Origin of the sequence: Cryobacterium sp. Hh11 (assembly GCF_004404045.1) — a bacterium.
Lineage (GTDB): Bacteria > Actinomycetota > Actinomycetes > Actinomycetales > Microbacteriaceae > Cryobacterium > Cryobacterium levicorallinum.
Map to the genome: position 1 here is coordinate 270,286 of NZ_SOHF01000019.1, position 18,890 is coordinate 289,175.

Sequence of the window (18,890 nt, forward strand, 5' to 3'; positions counted from 1 at the left end):
CATGTATCCTTGTCCGATGATGGTTCGCCGTGAGTCCATACTCGCTCGTCGGCAGCTCGGGTCGTTCCTAGGACCCAGTCATTCAACTGCTCAAGTCATTCATATGCTCGAAGCAATCAATTGCTCGAGTAAGTCAAATGTTCGCAACAAATATAGTTTTGAGGGTGAAAAGCCATGGCGCTAACTCCGGAAGATGTAGTCAATAAAAGGTTCCAGTCGACCAAGTTCCGCGAGGGATACGACCAGGATGAGGTCGATGACTTCCTCGATGAGGTCGTCGTCGAACTGCGTCGCCTGACCAAGGAAAACGAAGAACTGCGCGGCGGGGCCGGCTCCGAAGCTGCCCCCGCAGCCGAGTCCGCTCCGGTTGCCGCAGTGGTCGCCGAACCGGTTGCCGTCGCTGCCCCCGTGGCCGCGGCTGCGCCGATCGTACCGACGCCGATCGACGAGACCGCCGGCACGACCAACCTGCTGCAGCTGGCTCGCCGCCTGCACGAGGAACACGTCAAGGAAGGCGCCGAGAAGCGCGATGCCCTGATCGCTGAAGGTCACGCCACCGCCGCTCGCGTCATCGCCGAAGCCGAGACCCAGCAGCGCGTTCAGCTGCAGAAGCTCGACCTGGAGCGCACGGCGCTCGAGGGCAAGATCGATGGCCTGCGCACGTTCGAGCGCGAGTACCGCCTCAAGCTCAAGAGCTACATCGAGGGTCAGTTGAACGACCTCGACGCGAGCTCGGTCGACTCGCCGTCGTCCGACTCGAGCTCGAAGCCCAGCTTCCAGGGCTTTGGAGCCTAGGGCCCGAACGAAGAAGCGTTCGCGAGCGCTTATCGTTCTAGCCCTCGTCGCGCTCGGCGTTTACGCGCTCGATCAAATCAGTAAGTATCTCGTCGTCGCGTCGATGACGGAGGGCTCCGTCATCCGGGTTCTGAACGATGTGCTGCAACTGCACTTCGTTCGGAACCCGGGTGCCGCGTTCTCCCTCGCGAGCGGATCCACCTGGATCTTTTCGATCATCGCCGCGGCCGTCGTGGTGTTCATTATCTGGTTCGCCCGGCGCATCCGCTCGCTCGCCTGGGGACTCGTCTTCGGCCTGCTGCTGGGCGGTGTGCTCGGCAACCTGACCGATCGCCTGCTGCGCGAGCCCGGTTTCGGACTCGGCCACGTCATCGACTTCATCTCAACGCCCTGGATGCTGCCGGCGATCTACAACGTGGCCGACATGGCCATCGTGACCAGCATGGCCATCTTCATGATCCTGACCATCCGCGGCATCGGCGTCGATGGCAACAAGGTCGTGGCCGAAAGCAAGAAGACTGCGTCAACCTTGAAACAAACGGATGCTGTGACTCCAGAAACACCCACCACCGCACCAACCGCAGCTGCACCGGCCGAAACACCGACCACCGAGCCGCGGCCATGACCGGTAGCTCGGAAAGTCGTTCCCTGCCCCTGCCCGACGGGCTGGAGGGCGTGCGCGTTGACGCCGGTCTGGCCAAGCTGTTCGGATTCTCCCGCAGCTTCGCCGCCGAGGTCTCCGAAGCCGGCGGCGTCCTGCTCGACGGCACCGTTGTCGGCAAGTCCGACCGGCTGCGAGCCGGAGCCTGGATCGAAGTCACCTGGCAGCCCAAGCAGCCGCTGCGCATCATCCCCATCGCCGTACCCGACCTGACGATCGTGCACGACGACGAGAGCATCGTCGTCATCAATAAGCCTGCCGGGGTCGCCGCGCACGCGAGCGTCGGCTGGACCGGGCCGACCGTTCCGGGCGCCCTCGCGGCGGCTGGATTCCGCATCGCGACCTCCGGCGCGGCCGAACGCGCCGGCATCGTGCACCGCCTCGACGTCGGCACCAGCGGACTCATGGTCGTGGCCAAGTCGGAGACGGCCTACACGGCGCTCAAGAAGGCCTTCCACGACCGCGAGGTGCAGAAGATCTACCACACCGTCGTGCAGGGGCATCCCGACCCGCTGACCGGAACGATCGACGCCCCGATCGGTCGCCACCCGCGGTCGGACTGGAAGTTCGCGGTCATGGCCGATGGCAAGCCGTCGATCACCCACTACGAGACCCTCGAAGCTTTTCCCTACGGTTCCCTGCTCGAGGTACACCTGGAGACGGGGCGCACTCACCAGATTCGGGTGCACATGACGGCCCAGCGGCATCCGTGTGTCGGCGACGCCATGTACGGCGCCGATCCGTCGATCACCGCCCGGCTCGGCCTGAAACGGCAATGGCTGCACGCCAAGCAGCTGGCTTTCACCCACCCGGACAGTCACGAATGGGTCACCTACAATGCCGACTACCCGGCCGACCTCTCGCACGCCCTCGGCGTGCTGCGCGGAGATTAGTCGCAGCCTCCGCTAGCCCAGAATCAAGCCAGGCGATCGACCCCATCGAACACCGTTCCATCAACTGCTCGGAGCAATCGTGAGTAACCCGGCCAGCGCGACCGACTCGTTCGTGCATCTGCACGTGCACAGTGAATATTCCATGCTCGACGGAGCGGCCCGGGTGAAACCCCTGATCAAGGCTGCCGTCGACGAGGGGATGCCGGCGGTCGCGATCACCGACCACGGCAACGTGTTCGGTGCATTCGACTTCTGGAAGAGTGCGACCGATGCCGGCATTAAGCCGATCATCGGCACCGAGGCGTACATCACGCCCGGCACCGATCGCCGGGACAAGACCCGGGTGCGCTGGGGCACGAGCGGCCAAAACCGGGACGACGTCGGTGGCGCCGGTTCGTACACCCACATGACGCTGCTCTCCGAAAACACCGAGGGCATGCACAACCTGTTCCGACTCTCGTCGAAGGCGAGCCTCGAGGGCTACTACTTCAAACCGCGCATGGACCGCGAGCTGCTCAGCCAATTCTCCAAGGGACTGATCGGCACCACCGGCTGCGTCGGTGGCGAGGTTCAGACCCGGCTGCGCCTCGGCCAGTATGAGGAGGCCAAGAAGGCCGCCGGCGACTTTCAGGACATCTTCGGCAAAGAGAATTTCTTCTGCGAGATCATGGACCACGGCATCGACATCGAACGCCGCACCATGACCGACCTGCTCAAGCTGGCCAAGGAACTTGACCTTCCGCTGCTGGCCACCAACGACCTGCACTACACCCACGCGCACGATGCGACCGCCCACGCAGCGCTGCTCTGCGTACAGTCGGCCTCCACTTTGGACGACCCGAACCGGTTCAAGTTCGACTCCAACGAGTTCTACCTGAAGACCGCGGCGCAGATGCGGCATATGTTTCGGGACCACCCCGAATCCTGCGACAACACGTTACTCATCGCCGAGCGCTGCGAGGTGGAATTCAACACCAAAGCCAACTACATGCCCCGCTTTCCCTGCCCCGAGGGCGAGAACGAGGAAAGCTGGTTCATCAAGGAGAACGAGATCGGGCTGGCCAAACGCTACCCGAAGGGCATCCCCGATGACGTGCGCAAGCGCGCGGACTACGAAATCGGCATCATCGTGCAGATGGGCTTTCCCGGCTATTTTCTGGTCGTCGCCGACTTCATCATGTGGTCCAAGCAGCAGGGCATCCGCGTCGGTCCCGGTCGCGGCTCCGGCGCCGGCTCGATGGTCGCCTACGCGATGGGCATCACCGACCTCGACCCGCTCGTGCACGGACTCATCTTCGAACGGTTCCTCAACCCCGACCGCGTCTCCATGCCCGACTTCGACGTCGACTTCGACGAGCGTCGCCGCGGTGAGGTCATCAAATACGTCACCGAGAAGTACGGCGAGGAACGCGTCGCCCAGATCGTCACCTACGGCACGATCAAGGCCAAGCAGGCCCTGAAAGACGCCTCGCGCGTGCTCGGCTTTCCGTTCGGAATGGGCGACAAGCTCACCAAGGCCATGCCGCCGGCCATTATGGGCAAGGACGTGCCGCTGACTGGCATGTTCGATAAGGACCACCCGCGCTACCGCGAAGCGGCGGATTTTCGGGCCGTGATCGAAAGCGATCCAGAGGCCCGCACCGTCTTCGACACCGCGCTCGGCCTGGAAAACCTCAAACGCCAGTGGGGTGTGCACGCGGCCGGCGTGATCATGTCGAGCGACCCCCTGATCGACATTATTCCGATCATGAAGCGTGAAGCGGATGGTCAGGTCGTCACGCAGTTCGATTACCCGGCTTCCGAAGCCCTCGGACTGATCAAGATGGACTTTTTGGGGCTGCGCAACCTCACCATTATCGACGACACCCTCGACAATATCGCCGTGAACCGCGGCCACCGGCCCGTGCTCGAAGACCTCGGCCTCGAAGACCCCGCCGCCTACGAACTGCTCGCCCGCGGCGACACGCTCGGTGTGTTCCAGCTCGACGGCGGCCCGATGCGGGCCCTGTTGCGGCTCATGAAACCTGACAACTTCGAGGACATCTCGGCCGTCATCGCGCTGTACCGCCCGGGGCCCATGGGCGCCAACTCGCACACCAACTACGCGCTGCGCAAAACCGGCGTACAGGAGATCATCCCGATTCACAAGGAGCTCGAAGAGCCCCTCAAGGACGTCATCGGCACCACCTATGGCCTGATCGTGTACCAGGAGCAGGTTATGTCGATCGCGCAGGTGCTCGCCGGCTTCACGCTCGGTGAAGCCGACCTGTTGCGCCGGGCCATGGGTAAGAAGAAGAAGTCCGAGCTGGACAAGCAATTCGAGGGCTTCGCCAAGGGCATGCAGGACCGCGGCTATTCGATGGATGCCGTCACCACGGTCTGGAATATTCTGCTGCCGTTCTCCGACTACGCCTTCAACAAGGCGCACTCGGCCGCGTACGGCGTGCTCTCCTATTGGACCGCCTACCTCAAGGCCGTCTACCCGGCCGAGTACATGGCGGCCCTGCTGACGAGCGTCGGAGACTCCCGGGACAAACTCGCGCTGTACCTCAACGAGTGCCGCCGCATGGGCATTCAGGTGCTAGCGCCCGACGTGAACGAGTCGATCGGATTCTTTGCGGCGGTGGGTACGGACATCCGTTTTGGTCTGGGTGCTGTGCGTAACGTCGGTTTCAACGTGGTGGAGGCCATTCGCGGCGCCCGCGAGGAGAAGGGGCGCTTCGAATCGTTCCACGATTTTCTGCGCAAGGTGCCGCTGCCGGTGGCCAATAAGCGCACGATTGAATCACTGGTCAAGGCCGGGGCGTTCGACTCGCTCGGCGCCACCCGTCGGGGCATGGTCGAGATTCACGAGTCGGCCGTCGAGTCGGCCGTCAAGATCAAGCGTGAAGAGAGCAACGGCAATATCGGGTTTGACTTTGACAGCCTGTTCGACGAGCCGCAGGACACCGAACAGGTGCCAGACCGGCCGGAGTGGAGCAAGAAAGAGAAACTCGCCTACGAACGTGACATGCTCGGACTGTACGTGTCCGACCATCCGCTCGCCGGGCTGGAGATACCGCTCGCCAAGCACGCCAGCACCACGATCGCCGACCTGATCGCGTCGGAGTCGACCGAGGACGGCGACACGGTGACCGTGGCTGGCCTGATTACGAGCGTGCAGCATCGCATCGCGAAGAAGTCGGGCAACCAGTACGGCATGATTCAGGTCGAGGACTTCGGCGGCGAGATCACCGCGATGTTCATGGGCAAGGCCTATCTGGAGTTCGCGCCGGAGCTGATCAGCGACTCGGTCGTCGTGGTGCGCGGTCGGGTGAGCCTGCGCGACGACGGCATGAACCTGCACGCCTTCAGCGTGTTCCAGCCCGAACTCGGCCAAGGTTCGGACCAGAGCATGGTCGCGATCACGGTGGGAGAGGCGCGGGCGACGACCGACACGGTGAGCGCGCTCGGCGAGATTCTCCAGCGCCACGCCGGCGACGCCGAGGTGCGCCTCAAACTGGTCAAGGGTGATGTGGCGCGGGTGTTCGAGTTGCCGCACCGGGTGAAGGTGAGCGCGGACCTGTTCGGCGAGCTGAAGAGCATCCTCGGGCCCAACTGCCTGACCTGACCCGGTTCACTGGGCTGCAGATGACTGACAGGATGCCCGCTTAGGCTGGATACATGCACAAGCGAGAGCCGATCTACTCGACCGCTATCAGCGCCGGACGCGCCCTGTTCGGCGTGCTCCGGGTACGCCAGAACGTGACCGGGCTGGAGCAACTGCCCGCCACCGGCGGCGCCGTGCTCGCGATCACCCACTTCGGCTACCTGGACTTCGCCCTGGTCGAGTGGGTCACCTGGCTGCACAATCGCCGACACATCCGCTTCATGGCCAAGAAGGGCGCCTTCGACCAGCCGCTGGTCGGGCGGCTGCTGCGTGGCATGAAGCACATCTCCGTCGATATGGAGAGCGGCGGCGAGGCTTACGGGCAGGCCGTGACCGCTCTTCGCGAAGGCGAACTGCTTGGCGTGTTTCCCGAGGGCGGCGTCAACGCCTCGTTCACCGTGCGCCAGCTGAAGACCGGCGCGGTGCGCATGGCCCAGGCCGCGAACGTACCGATCATCCCGGTGGCCGTGTGGGGTGGTCATCGCCTGATGACCAAGAACCACCGCTCGACGCTGCGGCAACGGGTCGGCGTTCCGGTCAGCATCCGCTTCGGCACGCCGTTTCAAACGGATGCTGCCGGCCAGGACGATGACGCAGCGGTCGCCACCCTTCGGCTCCACGCTGCTCTGCAGTCCCTGGTCGATGCCGTGCAGTCGGAGTATGCGGTGCCGGGCTCTGGCCAGTGGTGGCAGCCCGCGCACCTCGGCGGAACCGCGCCAACCCCGGACGAGGCCGCCATTGTCGAAGCTGAACGTCGTCGTCGCAAAGCCGCCGCAAAGTTAGCCGCCCAGAAGTAGCCGCGCGGCTCGACCAGGCCCGGACCAAGGGTGCCCGCGCTGGCGGGCACGGCCGCTACCCACAGGGAACCACGGCAGCTTTAGACGGCGGCGCCCGGTACCCGGTAGGTGCGCTCGTGGTAGAGCAGGGCCTCATCGTCGGTGCCCATGCCGCCGCCCTCGATCTGCACCACCACCACGGCGTTATTGTGCACCGATACCCGTTCGACAATCCGACCGATCATCCAGCTGGTCACCCCGGTCAACACGGGAAGCCCATAGGGCCCCGGCTCCCAGTGGTCACCGACGAAGCGTTCGGCATGTGGGCCGGCCAGTTTCTCGGCAATCGCCCGGTTCTGGGCCCCGAGCATGTGGATGACCACGCGCTCGGCCACAGCAATCGCAGCCCAGGAGCTGGCCGACCGGGCCATATTGAAGGTCGCCAGCGGCGGAACGGCCGAGAGTGAGGCGAGGGAGGTGGCGGTGAATCCGACCGGACTACCGTCGGGCGCGAGCGTCGTGACTGCGGCGACCCCGGCGGCATGACGGCGGAACGCGTGCTTGAACGCGGCCAGGTCATCGGGAGCATTCGGGTCAGCTGCAAGCGGCGGGCCGGCGGGCAGAGTAATAGCGGCTTCACTAATGACTTGGGGTTCAACGTTGCTTTGCATACTCAACCAACAATCTGTTTCACCTTCAGCCTATTCCCGGGCACGGAGTGTCACGGCGTGTTGGGCAGTCCGAGCGGCTGCGCCGGTCGGCGCGCAGCGTTCACGGATAGGCTGGACACGATGATCCAGACTATTGACCTTCGCGGCACAGAGCCGACCCCCGCCGACCTCCTGGCGTCCGTACCCCGCGCGCTGACCAGTGTCGCCGTCGCCGCCGATATCGCCGCCGAGCTCATTGCCGACGTGCGCGAGCGCGGCGAGGCTGCCCTGCTCGACCAGGCTGAACGTCTCGACCGGGTGCGCCCCGAGCAGGTGCGCGTTCCGGCCAGCCACATTGCCGACGCCATCGCCGGGCTCGACCCGGCCGTGCGCACCGCCATCACCGAGACCATCCGCCGGGTTCGCCTGGCCAGCGCCGCCCAGGTGCCCCCGCACGTGACCACCACGATCGAGGCCGGCGCCACCGTCACACAACGCTGGCAGCCGGTGAACCGGGTCGGCCTCTACGTTCCCGGCGGCAAGGCGGTCTATCCGTCCAGCGTCGTGATGAACGTCGTACCGGCGCAGGTCTCCGGCGTGCGCTCGATCGCGCTCGCATCGCCGCCGCAAAGCCACTTCGACGGCCGCGTACACCCGACCATCCTCGCCGTCGCCTCGCTCCTCGGCGTCGATGAGATCTACGCCATGGGCGGCGCCGGCGCGATCGGCGCCCTCGCCTACGGCGTCAAAGACATCGGCCTCGACCCGGTGCAGATCGTCACCGGACCGGGCAACGTCTACGTTGCCGCCGCCAAACGCCTCATTCGCGGCCAGGCCGGGATCGATTCCGAAGCTGGCCCCACCGATATTCTCGTGATAGCGGATGCCGCCGCCGACCCGCTGCTCGTCGCCGCCGACCTGGTCAGCCAGGCCGAGCACGACGAGCTCGCCGCGGCGGTGCTCGTGACCGACTCGTTTGACCTCGCCGAGGCCGTGGCGGCGCGCCTCGCCGTGCTGACAGCATCCACTACCCACAGCGAACGGGTTCGGGCTGCGCTTGGCGGCCGCCAGTCGGCGATCGTGCTCGTCGACAACCTGCAGATCGCGGCCGCGTTCAGCAATGCCTTCGGGCCGGAACACCTCGAAATTCAGACCGGCGACCCCGATGCCGTGCTGGCCGAGATTGAAAACGCCGGAGCAATCTTTCTTGGCCCGTATTCGCCGGTCAGCCTCGGCGACTACGTCGCCGGATCCAACCACGTGCTGCCCACCGGGGGACAGGCTCGGTTCTCCTCCGCACTCGGCGCCTACACGTTTCTCCGGCCGCAGCAGGTCGTTCGCTACAGCCGCGAAGCCTTGCAGGGCGTCGCCGGTCACATTGCGGCGCTCTCCAACGCCGAGGCGCTCCCCGCGCATGGCGACGCCGTGACCGCGCGGTTCGCTCCCCAGTAGGCCCCGTCGCGCGAGAGCGGCCTGCTCTCGCGGAGCAGCGGAGCAGCGGGGGAGGCCGGGACCGGTAGACTGGCAGCACAATGTTTTGCCCGTTCTGTCGCCACCCCGATTCCCGAGTCATCGACTCGCGCACGAGCGACGACGGCCTCTCGATTCGTCGTCGTCGTCAGTGCCCCGAATGCGGTCGCCGCTTCAGTACCACCGAAACAGCGAGCCTGAACATTATCAAGCGCAGCGGCGTGGTCGAGCCGTTCAGCCGCGAGAAGATCGTCACCGGCGTGCGCAAGGCCTGCCAAGGCCGACCGGTCACCGACTCCGACCTGGCCATGCTGGCCCAGAAGGTTGAAGAGACGATTCGGCAGACCGGAGCGGCACAGATCGAGGCCAACGACATCGGCCTGGCCATCCTCCCGCCGCTACGCGACCTCGACGAGGTCGCGTACTTGCGCTTCGCGAGTGTGTATCAGAGCTTCGATTCTCTCGACGACTTCGAAAGCGCCATCGCGCAGCTGCGCACGGAGCACAAGGCCGCTCAGGCCAGCAAACGAGCGCAACCAGCGGATGCTGCCGCTGCCGCTGCCGCTGCCGCTGCCGCGGCCGCGTCAGCGGAGTCCACGTCCACCAGTTCCACTAAACCGTAGGCGTAAGGTCCAGGGCGCGATGTATCCACTTTTCTTCAAATTCGTGCTCACCAGGATGGACCCCGAGCGCGCCCACCACCTCGCGTTCATCGTCATCCGTCACCTGCCGAGCCTCGGAATCGGCCGCCTCGTGCACCGTTTCACCCGGCCGCGCACCGACCTCGGCGTCGACACCCTCGGCCTGCACTTCGACTCACCGTTCGGCGTCGCCGCCGGGTTCGACAAAGACGGCGAGGCCGTCATCGGACTCGGCCAGCTCGGATTCGGGCACGTCGAGGTCGGCACCCTCACAGCGCTCGCCCAGCCCGGCAACCCGACCCCGCGACTTTTTCGGTTGGTGGCCGACCGCGCCGTCATTAACCGCATGGGCTTCAACAACCACGGCGCCGCGGCCGCTGTCGATCGACTCGCTCGCGTGCGTGCAGTGCCTGGGCGCCCCGTGCTCGGCATCAACATCGGCAAGAGCCGTGTCACCGCCGTCGAGAATGCAACGGCCGACTACCTACAGAGCGCTAAAACCCTCGCTGCTCTCGCCGACTATCTCGTCGTCAACGTCAGCTCGCCCAACACTCCAGGCCTGCGCGGCCTGCAAGAGCTTGACCAGCTCGCCCCGCTGCTGACCGCGGTCAAACAGGCTGCCGGCGATACCCCGCTGCTCGTGAAGATCGCCCCCGATCTGGCGGATGCCGAGGTCGCCCGCATCGCCACCCTCGCCGTCGAACTGGGCCTCGACGGAATCATCGCCACCAACACCACGATCTCCCGCACCGGCCTGAAAACGGATGCGGCGACCGTCGACGCCGCCGGAGCCGGCGGCCTGTCCGGCGCCCCGCTGGGGGCCCGCTCCCTCGCCATCCTGCACCAGATTCGCGCTGTCGTGCCGGCCGGGTTCTGTGTCATCTCGGTTGGCGGCGTCGACACGGCAGCCCAGGTCGCCGAGCGTCTCGCCGCCGGAGCCACCCTCGTGCAGGGCTACACCGCGTTCCTCTACCGCGGTCCGCTCTGGGCTCGCCAGATCAACCGCGGCCTCGACCGCCTGCTGGCGCCGACGGGCTGAGCGGCGGGGCCGGACCAGTGCGGCGTAGAACCGGGCTGGCGGAGGCAACCCTTCATTTTTAGTCATCCGTTCGAAACAAAGTCGAACTCGAATCGATATCTGCCCCGCCTATACTGCGATTTCTGGTGCTGTTCTGCCCAGGAAATTCATGATCCACAGCGTCTGTACCACCGCAGCGCCCTTGCACCCTCGAGAGGAATCCCGCAATGACACCATCCAGAGGCTTTTCCACCCATAATCGAGCGGTTGTCCGGGTGGTCAAGGGCGTCGCCACCGCCGCCGTGCTGGCCTTGGCACTGACGGCCTGCGCGGGCAACGATACCCCGGATGCCGCGGGTACGGCCGGGGAGGGTGCCTCCTTCGGTGACGCGAGCATCCAGTTCAGCTGGATCAAGAACGCCGAGTTCATGGGCGAATACCTCGCCGATCAGAACGGTTACTTCGCCGAGGCCGGTTTCGATGCCGTGGACATGATCGAGGGTCCGGCGTCCATTGAAGCTGCCGTCATCTCGGGCAACGTCGACGTCGGCATCGGCAACGCCATCTCCACCGGAACGATCATCGCCAACGAGGGCGCTCCGCTGAAGATCATCGGCGCCACCTACCAGAAGAACCCGTTCACGATTCTTTCGCTCGCCGACAAGGGCAATATCGCCGGTCTCGACGATCTGTTGGGCAAGACCATCGGCGTGCAGGCGAGCAACCTGAGCCTGTGGGAAGCCTTCCTCGAAATCAACGACATCGACGAGGATTCCCTGACCACCCTTCCGGTGCAGTACGACCCGACCCCGCTGTTCAACGGTGAGGTCGACGGTTGGTTCTCCTACCTGACCAACGAGTCCATCGACGCGGAGCTCCTCGGGCTCGACCCGGTCAACCTGCCGCTGGCCGACTTCGGCCTGCCGTTCGTCGCCGAAACCTTCACCGTGACCGACGACGCGATCAAGAACGACCGGGAGAAGCTCAAGGCCCTGCTGGTCGCCGAGATCCGTGGCTGGACCGACGCTATCAACGACCCGGCCGCCGCGGCGAAACTCACCGTCGACACCTACGGGCCGACCTTCGATCTCACCATCGAGAAGGAAACCCGCCAGGCCGAGATTCAGTCCACCGACCTCGTGGTGAGCGCGGACACCCTGGCCAACGGGCTGTTCACGATCAGCTCTGAGCTGCAGCAGCAGAGCATCGACACGCTCGAAGCGACCGGCCTGACGATCACGGCGAGCCAGTTGTTCGATCTCACCCTCCTCGCCGAGGTCTACGCCGAGAACCCCGACCTGCTCGCGTACAGCAAGTAGCAGCCCGGTCGGCCGGCTTGCGGGGCGCGTCAGCGTTCCGCAAGCCGGTCTGACCGGAACGTAAAATGGACACCGGACGAGAATCAATCGCTGTCGCCGCTAAGGAGTAAGAAGACGTGAGTAGTACTGATGCCGGTGTTCGTGATTCAGTGGTCCGCGCCGAGGCGGAGGCGGCTGCTTCGGGAACCGGCTTGCATATCTCCCAGTTGCACAAGGTCTTCGCCGCCGGGCGCAAAGAGGTCGTCGCCCTCGACAATGCCAACCTGCACACCGACAAGGGCAGTTTTCTCTCCCTGCTCGGGCCGTCCGGGTGTGGAAAATCCACCATTCTGCGCATCCTTGCCGGGCTCGAGCAGCCAACGAGCGGCACGACCAGGGTGGACGGCAAGAGCCCGCAGGAGTTGCGTGGCGGGCACCAGCTCGGCATCGCCTTCCAGGATTCCGCCCTCCTGCCCTGGCGCAGCGTGCGCTCGAATATCCGTCTGCCGTTCGAAGTCGCTCGCATTCCCGTCGACGATGCCTACATTGATGAACTGATCGCCCTCGTCGGACTGCAGGGCTTTGAGAAGGCCAAGCCCGCGCAGCTCTCCGGCGGTATGAAGCAGCGCGTGTCCATCGCCCGGTCGCTTGTACTCAAACCCTCGGTGCTGCTGCTCGACGAACCCTTCGGGGCCCTCGACGACATGACCAGGCAGCGTCTCAACCTTGAGCTGCTGCGCATCTGGACCCAGAAGCCGGCCACCACGCTCATGGTCACCCACGGCATCGCCGAGGCGATCTTCCTCTCCGACCACGTCGCGGTAATGAGCGCACGTCCCGGTCGGGTCAAGGAAGTCATCGACATCGACCTGCCCCGGCCCCGGTTGCCGGAGATGATGCGTTCGCCCGAGTTTCACTCCCTGCACGACCGTGCGTCCGACCTGCTGTTTAGCGATGCCGCCGTGCAGGGCGACGACCAGTGATTCGAAGTTCGCTGCGCGCCCTGCCCGCCTGGGCGACCGGGCTGATCGGCGTTGCCGGCGTTGTCGCACTGTGGTGGATCAGCGCCGTCACTGTCTTGGCCGAGGTCGGCTCGATGCCGGGCGGCGCGGTGCCGACCCCGCTCGATGTGCTCCGCCAACTGATCAGCGATGGGCCGGCCTTCTACCTGCCGCACGTCAGCGTTACCGTGCTCGAAGCGCTCATCGGCTTCGCCTGGGGCAACGGGCTCGCCCTGGCCCTCGCCGGCCTCGTGCTGCTGCTGCCACGCATCGAGAAGATCGCCATGCAGATCGCCGTGATTACCTACTGCATCCCGATCGTCGCCATCGGCCCGATCGCCTACATCGTGATCGGCGCGCCGAGCGCCGGCGACCCGGCGGGAACGGCGGTCTTTCTCGCGGCCATATCCGTGTTCTTCACGACCGTGATCGGTTCCCTGGTCGGTCTCAAGGCAGCGGATGCCGCGAGCCTCGACCTCATCACCGTGTATGGCGGCAGCAGATTCACGCAGCTGCGCAAGGTGCGCCTGATCGCGGGGCTGCCCAGTGTGCTGACGGCGCTGCAGATCGCCGCGCCGGCCGCCTTCATCGGGGCGATCCTGGGGGAGTACCTGGGCGGGGTCAGCCGCGGCCTCGGCATCGCCATGCTCGTGGCCGGTTCAACGGCCAACGTCGACCGGGTGTGGAGCCTCGCGCTCGTCGCAGGAGTCACCGCGGGGCTCGGCTACGCGATTTTCGCCGTCATAGTGCGCTTCGCCACGCCGTGGACGACCGGACGGAGCAGCCGATGAGCTTCGCACGAGTCGCAGTCACGACCGTACTGCGCGGACTGCTGACCGGGCTCGTCACCCTCATTCTCGTGCTGCTCGCCTGGCAGGCACTGCTCCTCGTGCTGGATATTTCGCCCTTCCTGGCCAAGGGACCCCTCGACGTCTGGACCTGGCTCGTCACCGTTCCCGAGGCCGCCGATAATCGGGCCCTCATTCTGGGCAATCTCGTGGTGACCCTGAGCGACGCCTTTCTCGGGTTCGTCGCCGGGCTCACCTGTGCCCTGCTGCTCGCGGTCGTGTTCACCCTGTCGCGGGGTATCGAGCATGCCCTCATGCCCATCGCCCTGCTGCTGCGGTCGGTGCCGCTCGTGGCCCTCGTGCCGATCATCAGCCTCATCACCGGGCGCGGACTCACCACCGCGGTCGTGATGGGCGCCATCGTCGTTCTGTTCCCCGCCCTCGTGAACATCGCCTTCGGTCTGCGGTCCTCCTCACCGCAGATCAGCGATGTGATCACGGTCTACGGCGGCAGCGCCGTCACGACCCTGCGCAAGGTGGCATTGCCGAGCTCCCTGCCCTCGTTCTTCGCCGCGGTGAAGATCTCGGTGCCCGGCGCTATCACCGGGGCACTCTTGGCCGAGTGGCTGACCACCGGCCAGGGCCTCGGCAACTCGATCGTCGCCGCTGTCGCCAAGGTGCAGAATTCCGAGGTGTGGGCCTCGGTCGTGGTGATCACCATTGTCTCGCTCGCCCTCTACGGCCTGGCCCAGGTCGTCGAGAACCTGGTGCTGCGCCGCATGAGCATGGATCAGAGCACCGCGGGGTAACCCAACGCGATCACATCGCTGGTCGTGTCAAAGCGGCTCAGATCAGGCCGGGCTCAAATCAGCCCGTGCTCGGCGAGCTGACTTGACAGGCTCGAGCCGTCCGGACCATAGACCCACGGAGCCTCCGGGCCGCCCTCGATGAGCACGGCGTCGCGGGAACGGCCGCCGGCGAGCACGGCCTCGCTCGCAGAGAGCTGGCGAATGGCCACGGCGGCGACGCTTCCGGGGTAGTCGCGTTGAAAGTCGCTGTAGATGGCTTCGTCGTGCTGGCCGTCGTCACCGATCAGAATCCAGCGGATTTGCGGAAACTGTTCGGCGAGCCGCCGCAGGTTGTCGCGTTTGTGGGCACTCCCGCTGCGGAACCAGCGGTCGTGCGTCGGGCCCCAGTCTGTCAGGAGCAGTGCCCCGGCCGGGTACAGGTTGCGGGAGAGGAAACGGGACAGGGTCGGTGCCACGTTCCAGGCTCCGGTTGAGAGATAGATGACCGGAGCACCCGGGGTGAACGCCGCGAGCCGTTCCAGAAAGACCGCCATCCCTGGGGTCGGCACGCGGGCATGCTCGTCGAGCACAAACGTGTTCCAGGCTGCCAGCAGGGGCCGGGGGAGGGTTGTGACCATGACGGTGTCGTCGACATCAGAAACGACACCGTAGCCGACCGTTGGGGCAACGATGAAGATGGGGGCGTGTTGAACGTCGGAGAATTCGGTGTGCAGTCGGGCGACGTGCCACCCCGGGGGCAATGACACGGGCACCACGGTGTCGACGACCCCGCCCCGGTCTGCCTGCACGTGATGGGTCTGGCCATCGATCTCGATCGTGACCGTGACGTCATTGACCGGAACGCTTGTGAAGCTGCGCCAGCCTCGAATGCCGGCGTCGCGGCCATCCGCTCTCGGACGTTTTTGCCGTTTTTCCGGCTTGTCCGGCTTGGCCAGCAGAACGCGGCAGAGAATGCGCACCCACCCGGTGGAGCCATAGCCGGAATACGGGATGACGGTCGGTCGGTAGCCGCGGCGACGGGCGGAGTGTTCCCGCCGATCGTGCAGCCAATCCTCGATCCGGGCGGCGCGGTGCATGATTCGCACGGGACTGGTCGCGTTCGGCGTGTTGTCTCGGGACTCTGGCACTCCCTCATTCTGCCATGCTTGCTGTGCATCCCCCGATCAGAGATGTATAAATGGGGTTTTACCCCGTATGATGTTGACTTATCTTCAAGGGGGATAAATGCCGCTTAATGGCCTATTGGGTGAAGACGCTGGCGCCGCACCACAGCAGGTGCGCGCTGAGCCGATTCAGCAGCGCAGTGCAGCACGGTTGTCCGGTTTGCTCGATGCCGCAGCTGCGGTCGTGGATGAGGTCGGTTTCGACCGCATCACGACGGCGATGATCGCTGAGCGTGCCGGTGCGTCGATCGGTACGGTCTACCGCTATTACCCCGACCGGGTGGCTGTTCTGCATGCCCTGCACGAGCGTGCCGTCGCGCGTTTTCGGCAGCGCGTCGTCGACGAGCTCGGCGCAAGCACCCTTACTACCTGGTGGGACGCTGTCGACTGTGTCGTCACGGCCTTCGTCGGTCTGTACCGTTCAGAGCCCGGCTTTCGCATCGTCAACTTCGATGACCGAGACGGTGTTCCGGCAGCGGATGCCGCGGCCGAGGTTGATTTCTTCGCCCGCCGCCTGGCTGATGTGCTCGTAAACGAGTTCAATCTGCCCGCCGGCCCGGAGCTCATCTTTCGCCTCGAAGTCGCCGTCGAAATGGCCGACGCACTATTGGCACGTGCTTTCCACAGCGAGCCGCTCGGTGAAGAACGGTTTATCGCCGAGTGTCGGCTGGTGTTGCGCGAGTACCTCGACCGCTATTACAGCCCGGAGGCGCTCAGCCTCCTCGTCGCTGCGTCGTAGCCTCTGCTCGTCGTAGCGGCTCTGCGTCGATCTGCCGCTGCATTGCTCGGTGGTGTGGTCGGAATTTGAGGCAGTGGGTTGCCTGTTCGCTCCGGGATGAATTCTTTTTGCGCAATCTGTTTTGCCTGTCGCATAGAAAAGTGGTTGGGTTAGCATCTGGTTTGTCTGACCCGACTTGATGCGAGGAGCGAGCCACCACGATGATTGAATTCCACTCGGTGACCAAACGGTTCCCCGACGGCACCGTTGCCGTCGATGGCTTCAGCCTCGTGCTGCCCTCGCGCAAAACCACCGTTCTGGTCGGAACCTCGGGGTCAGGAAAGACAACGCTGCTGCGCATGATCAACCGGATGGTCGACCCGACGAGCGGGTCCATCGAGATTGACGGAGCCGATATAGGCACACTCGAACCGGTCAAACTGCGGCGTGGGATCGGCTACGTCATGCAGAACTCGGGACTGCTTCCTCATCGCAGGGTCATCGACAACGTCGCGACCGTGCCGATGTTATCGGGGATTCCCAAGAAAAGAGCCCGCACCGAGGCCCTGCAGTTACTCGACACGGTCGGTCTTGATCGATCGCTCGCCAACCGGTACCCGAGTCAGCTCTCCGGCGGCCAGCAGCAACGAGTCGGAGTGGCGCGCGGCCTCGCGGTCAATCCCAACATTCTGCTCATGGATGAGCCCTTCGGCGCCGTTGACCCCATTGTGCGGGCGGAACTGCAGCAGGAGTTGCTGCGCCTGCAGCGGGAACTCGGAAAAACGGTCGTGTTTGTGACGCATGACATTGACGAGGCCTTTTTGCTCGGCGACCAGGTGGTGATTCTGCGTACCGGCGGGCTGATCGCCCAGGTGGGGTCCCCGGCGGAGATCCTGGCCAATCCGGCAGACGATTTTGTGGCCACCTTTGTCGGTGCAGATCGCGGCAAGCGCGTGCTGCACCTCGAGTCCCACTCGGACGGCGACGTGCTTGTCGACGCCGATGGACGGCTCGCCGGCGTACTCGCGGGTGGAACGTCCCCGAGTGCCTCCGCTGGAGCAAAGACCGCGCCCGAAGAAAAGTCCGCCCCCGAAGTAAAGGCCGGCCCGTTCGCGGGATCGGGTGCCCCGGCGCAGGGTGGGGATCCCCGGTGACCTGGATATGGTCAAACCTGGACCTCATCTGGGATCGCACTCTCGATCACGTCGTGCTGAGCGTTCCGCCCATCATCCTCAGTTTTCTCCTGGCTGTTCCCCTCGGCTGGCTGGCATACCGCTTCCGCGTTGGGCGCGGCATCATTCTCTCGGGCGTAGGCCTGCTGTACGCCGTACCCTCGCTCCCACTCTTCATCGTGCTTCCTTTCATCGTGGGAACGACCGTTCGTTCGCCGCTCAATCTCATCATCGCCCTGACGCTCTACGGTGTGGCGCTCATGGTGCGAGTGGTGGCCGATGGTCTCGCCTCCGTCGACCGGAACGTTCGACAGTCCGCGATGGCGGTGGGCTTCTCCGAGTGGACCCAATTCTGGCGGGTGGAGTTTCCACTCGCGGGTCCGGTCCTGCTGGCCGGGTTGCGGGTCGTCGCAGTGAGTACGGTCAGTCTCGCTACGGTGGGCGCTGTCATTGGTGCCCAGAGCCTGGGCAGTCTGTTCACCGACGGTTTTCAGCGCGGCATCCAGGCGGAAATCATTGCCGGGATTATCGCCACGGTCGTACTCGCCCTGGCACTGGACGGGGCTCTCGTTCTTCTCGGTCGCCTTCTCATGCCGTGGACGAGATCTGCGCCATCGGCGGCGCGCGCGCCGATGCGCTCTGACAAGGAGATGGTGGCATGAACTTCTTTGCAGATGCAGTCGCGTGGCTGTTCGATCCGACCAACTATGTGGGATCGAATGCCATCGGCATCCGGGTATTGGAACACCTGGGCTTTACTTTGCTCACGCTTGTCTTTGCGTCCGTCATCGCCATACCGCTGGGCTTTTTCATTGGACACACCGGACGCGGGCGTGGCTTGGCCGTCGGAACTGCAGGCGCTTTCCGTTCCATTCCGACCCTGGGATTGCTCACGCTTGTCGCTCTGTCGGTGGGAATCGGTCTGACCGCACCCTACGCGGCCCTCACGGTGCTCGCGATCCCACCCATTCTCGCGGGGGCATACACCGGCTTCGAAGCGATTGATCGCGCGACCATCGATGCCGCCAGGGCTGTGGGGATGTCGGAGGGGCAGATTGTGCGCAAAGTGGAGCTTCCGCTCAGCCTTCCCCTCTTGATGGGTGGGTTGCGCTCGGCCACGCTGCAAATCGTGGCCACCGCCACACTCGCTGCCTACGTGGCCGACATCGGACTGGGCCGCTTCTTGTTCACGGGGTTGAAAAATCTCGATTATGCGCAGATGCTGGGCGGGTCCATTCTCGTTATTCTGCTCGCGCTGCTGCTTGAGGGCATCTTTACGGTGCTTCAGAAATTGGTTGTTCCCCGCGGAGTTGCGGCCGGACGCCCCACAGACATCTGGGCCGGTTTCACCAAGCTGGCCCGGTGATGGAATTCGCCATCATGAAAGG

Annotated in this window: 18 protein-coding genes; 16 read left to right on the forward strand and 2 right to left on the reverse strand. The window is 64.9% G+C overall.

What is annotated here, in order from left to right; genetic code table 11:
• Positions 1 to 174: 174 nt before the first annotated feature.
• The 5 genes from E3T46_RS09545 (at position 175) to E3T46_RS09565 (ending at position 6,795) form a co-directional block, all read left to right on the forward strand.
• The gene (locus E3T46_RS09545) at positions 175 to 795 is read left to right on the forward strand and encodes a DivIVA domain-containing protein (RefSeq protein WP_134578356.1); all 621 of its coding nucleotides are present in this window, start codon (positions 175 to 177) and stop codon (positions 793 to 795) included.
• Positions 785 to 1,420, forward strand: a complete 636-nt coding sequence (gene lspA, locus E3T46_RS09550) for a signal peptidase II (RefSeq protein ID WP_134578357.1) — start codon at positions 785 to 787, stop codon at positions 1,418 to 1,420. Before E3T46_RS09545 ends, lspA begins: the two co-directional genes overlap by 11 nt.
• Positions 1,417 to 2,349, forward strand: coding sequence for an RluA family pseudouridine synthase (locus tag E3T46_RS09555; protein ID WP_134578358.1), 933 nt, complete (start codon positions 1,417 to 1,419; stop codon positions 2,347 to 2,349). Before lspA ends, E3T46_RS09555 begins: the two co-directional genes overlap by 4 nt.
• Positions 2,350 to 2,428: 79 nt before the next feature.
• Entirely contained in the window at positions 2,429 to 5,959 is a 3,531-nt protein-coding gene (gene dnaE, locus E3T46_RS09560) for a DNA polymerase III subunit alpha (protein WP_134578359.1), read from the forward strand.
• Positions 5,960 to 6,012: 53 nt separating this feature from the next.
• Positions 6,013 to 6,795 carry a lysophospholipid acyltransferase family protein gene (locus E3T46_RS09565; protein WP_134578360.1) on the forward strand — a complete coding sequence of 261 codons (783 nt, stop codon included), beginning with the start codon at positions 6,013 to 6,015 and terminating at the stop codon, positions 6,793 to 6,795.
• Between the two features lie 80 nt (positions 6,796 to 6,875).
• Here the strand turns inward: E3T46_RS09565 and E3T46_RS09570 are convergent, their stop codons facing one another.
• On the reverse strand, positions 6,876 to 7,445 hold the full coding sequence (locus E3T46_RS09570) for a flavin reductase family protein (protein WP_134443103.1): 570 nt from the start codon (positions 7,443 to 7,445) through the stop codon (positions 6,876 to 6,878).
• 120 nt (positions 7,446 to 7,565) lie between these two features.
• Here E3T46_RS09570 and hisD point away from each other — a divergent pair, with 120 nt between their 5' ends.
• From hisD to E3T46_RS09605, 7 genes are all read left to right on the forward strand, one after another.
• Positions 7,566 to 8,876: a histidinol dehydrogenase gene (gene hisD / locus E3T46_RS09575; RefSeq protein ID WP_134578361.1), complete on the forward strand. Its 1,311-nt coding sequence runs from the start codon at positions 7,566 to 7,568 to the stop codon at positions 8,874 to 8,876.
• An 80-nt stretch (positions 8,877 to 8,956) separates the two neighbouring features.
• Entirely contained in the window at positions 8,957 to 9,517 is a 561-nt protein-coding gene (nrdR, locus tag E3T46_RS09580) for a transcriptional regulator NrdR (protein WP_134578362.1), read from the forward strand.
• 19 nt (positions 9,518 to 9,536) lie between these two features.
• The gene (locus E3T46_RS09585) at positions 9,537 to 10,574 is read left to right on the forward strand and encodes a quinone-dependent dihydroorotate dehydrogenase (RefSeq protein ID WP_134578363.1); all 1,038 of its coding nucleotides are present in this window, start codon (positions 9,537 to 9,539) and stop codon (positions 10,572 to 10,574) included.
• A 206-nt stretch (positions 10,575 to 10,780) separates the two neighbouring features.
• Positions 10,781 to 11,872 carry an ABC transporter substrate-binding protein gene (locus tag E3T46_RS09590; RefSeq protein WP_134578364.1) on the forward strand — a complete coding sequence of 364 codons (1,092 nt, stop codon included), beginning with the start codon at positions 10,781 to 10,783 and terminating at the stop codon, positions 11,870 to 11,872.
• A 149-nt stretch (positions 11,873 to 12,021) separates the two neighbouring features.
• Entirely contained in the window at positions 12,022 to 12,834 is an 813-nt protein-coding gene (locus tag E3T46_RS09595; protein ID WP_134578415.1) for an ABC transporter ATP-binding protein, read from the forward strand.
• On the forward strand, positions 12,831 to 13,643 hold the full coding sequence (locus tag E3T46_RS09600) for an ABC transporter permease subunit (RefSeq protein WP_241980577.1): 813 nt from the start codon (positions 12,831 to 12,833) through the stop codon (positions 13,641 to 13,643). The genes E3T46_RS09595 and E3T46_RS09600 overlap by 4 nt, the downstream gene beginning before the upstream one ends.
• Positions 13,640 to 14,449 carry an ABC transporter permease subunit gene (locus E3T46_RS09605; RefSeq protein WP_134443098.1) on the forward strand — a complete coding sequence of 270 codons (810 nt, stop codon included), beginning with the start codon at positions 13,640 to 13,642 and terminating at the stop codon, positions 14,447 to 14,449. The genes E3T46_RS09600 and E3T46_RS09605 overlap by 4 nt, the downstream gene beginning before the upstream one ends.
• Before the next feature lie 53 nt (positions 14,450 to 14,502).
• Here the strand turns inward: E3T46_RS09605 and E3T46_RS09610 are convergent, their stop codons facing one another.
• Positions 14,503 to 15,525, reverse strand: coding sequence for a phosphatase domain-containing protein (locus tag E3T46_RS09610; RefSeq protein WP_134578417.1), 1,023 nt, complete (start codon positions 15,523 to 15,525; stop codon positions 14,503 to 14,505).
• A 148-nt stretch (positions 15,526 to 15,673) separates the two neighbouring features.
• On the opposite strand from E3T46_RS09610, the gene E3T46_RS09615 reads away from it, so the two are divergent.
• The 4 genes from E3T46_RS09615 to E3T46_RS09630 all read left to right on the forward strand — a co-directional run bounded on the left by E3T46_RS09615 (position 15,674) and on the right by E3T46_RS09630 (position 18,868).
• Positions 15,674 to 16,351, forward strand: coding sequence for a TetR/AcrR family transcriptional regulator (locus E3T46_RS09615; RefSeq protein WP_134578365.1), 678 nt, complete (start codon positions 15,674 to 15,676; stop codon positions 16,349 to 16,351).
• Between the two features lie 200 nt (positions 16,352 to 16,551).
• Positions 16,552 to 17,484 carry an ATP-binding cassette domain-containing protein gene (locus tag E3T46_RS09620; protein WP_134578366.1) on the forward strand — a complete coding sequence of 311 codons (933 nt, stop codon included), beginning with the start codon at positions 16,552 to 16,554 and terminating at the stop codon, positions 17,482 to 17,484.
• On the forward strand, positions 17,481 to 18,164 hold the full coding sequence (locus E3T46_RS09625) for an ABC transporter permease (protein ID WP_134578367.1): 684 nt from the start codon (positions 17,481 to 17,483) through the stop codon (positions 18,162 to 18,164). Before E3T46_RS09620 ends, E3T46_RS09625 begins: the two co-directional genes overlap by 4 nt.
• The gene (locus E3T46_RS09630; RefSeq protein ID WP_092450489.1) at positions 18,161 to 18,868 is read left to right on the forward strand and encodes an ABC transporter permease; all 708 of its coding nucleotides are present in this window, start codon (positions 18,161 to 18,163) and stop codon (positions 18,866 to 18,868) included. The genes E3T46_RS09625 and E3T46_RS09630 overlap by 4 nt, the downstream gene beginning before the upstream one ends.
• The last annotated feature ends 22 nt before the right edge of the window (positions 18,869 to 18,890 follow it).

Excerpts from the sequence above, each read along its gene's own strand:
- hisD (WP_134578361.1), top strand. The coding sequence starts at position 7,566 with ATGATCCAGACTATTGACCTTCGCGGCACAGAGCCGACCCCCGCCGAC.
- E3T46_RS09585 (WP_134578363.1), top strand. The coding sequence starts at position 9,537 with ATGTATCCACTTTTCTTCAAATTCGTGCTCACCAGGATGGACCCCGAG.
- E3T46_RS09620 (WP_134578366.1), top strand. The coding sequence starts at position 16,552 with ATGATTGAATTCCACTCGGTGACCAAACGGTTCCCCGACGGCACCGTT.
- E3T46_RS09555 (WP_134578358.1), top strand. The coding sequence starts at position 1,417 with ATGACCGGTAGCTCGGAAAGTCGTTCCCTGCCCCTGCCCGACGGGCTG.
- E3T46_RS09615 (WP_134578365.1), top strand. The coding sequence starts at position 15,674 with ATGCCGCTTAATGGCCTATTGGGTGAAGACGCTGGCGCCGCACCACAG.
- E3T46_RS09610 (WP_134578417.1), bottom strand. The coding sequence starts at position 15,525 with ATGCACCGCGCCGCCCGGATCGAGGATTGGCTGCACGATCGGCGGGAA.
- nrdR (WP_134578362.1), top strand. The coding sequence starts at position 8,957 with ATGTTTTGCCCGTTCTGTCGCCACCCCGATTCCCGAGTCATCGACTCG.
- E3T46_RS09630 (WP_092450489.1), top strand. The coding sequence starts at position 18,161 with ATGAACTTCTTTGCAGATGCAGTCGCGTGGCTGTTCGATCCGACCAAC.
- E3T46_RS09545 (WP_134578356.1), top strand. The coding sequence starts at position 175 with ATGGCGCTAACTCCGGAAGATGTAGTCAATAAAAGGTTCCAGTCGACC.
- E3T46_RS09570 (WP_134443103.1), bottom strand. The coding sequence starts at position 7,445 with ATGCAAAGCAACGTTGAACCCCAAGTCATTAGTGAAGCCGCTATTACT.
- E3T46_RS09605 (WP_134443098.1), top strand. The coding sequence starts at position 13,640 with ATGAGCTTCGCACGAGTCGCAGTCACGACCGTACTGCGCGGACTGCTG.
- E3T46_RS09565 (WP_134578360.1), top strand. The coding sequence starts at position 6,013 with ATGCACAAGCGAGAGCCGATCTACTCGACCGCTATCAGCGCCGGACGC.
- E3T46_RS09590 (WP_134578364.1), top strand. The coding sequence starts at position 10,781 with ATGACACCATCCAGAGGCTTTTCCACCCATAATCGAGCGGTTGTCCGG.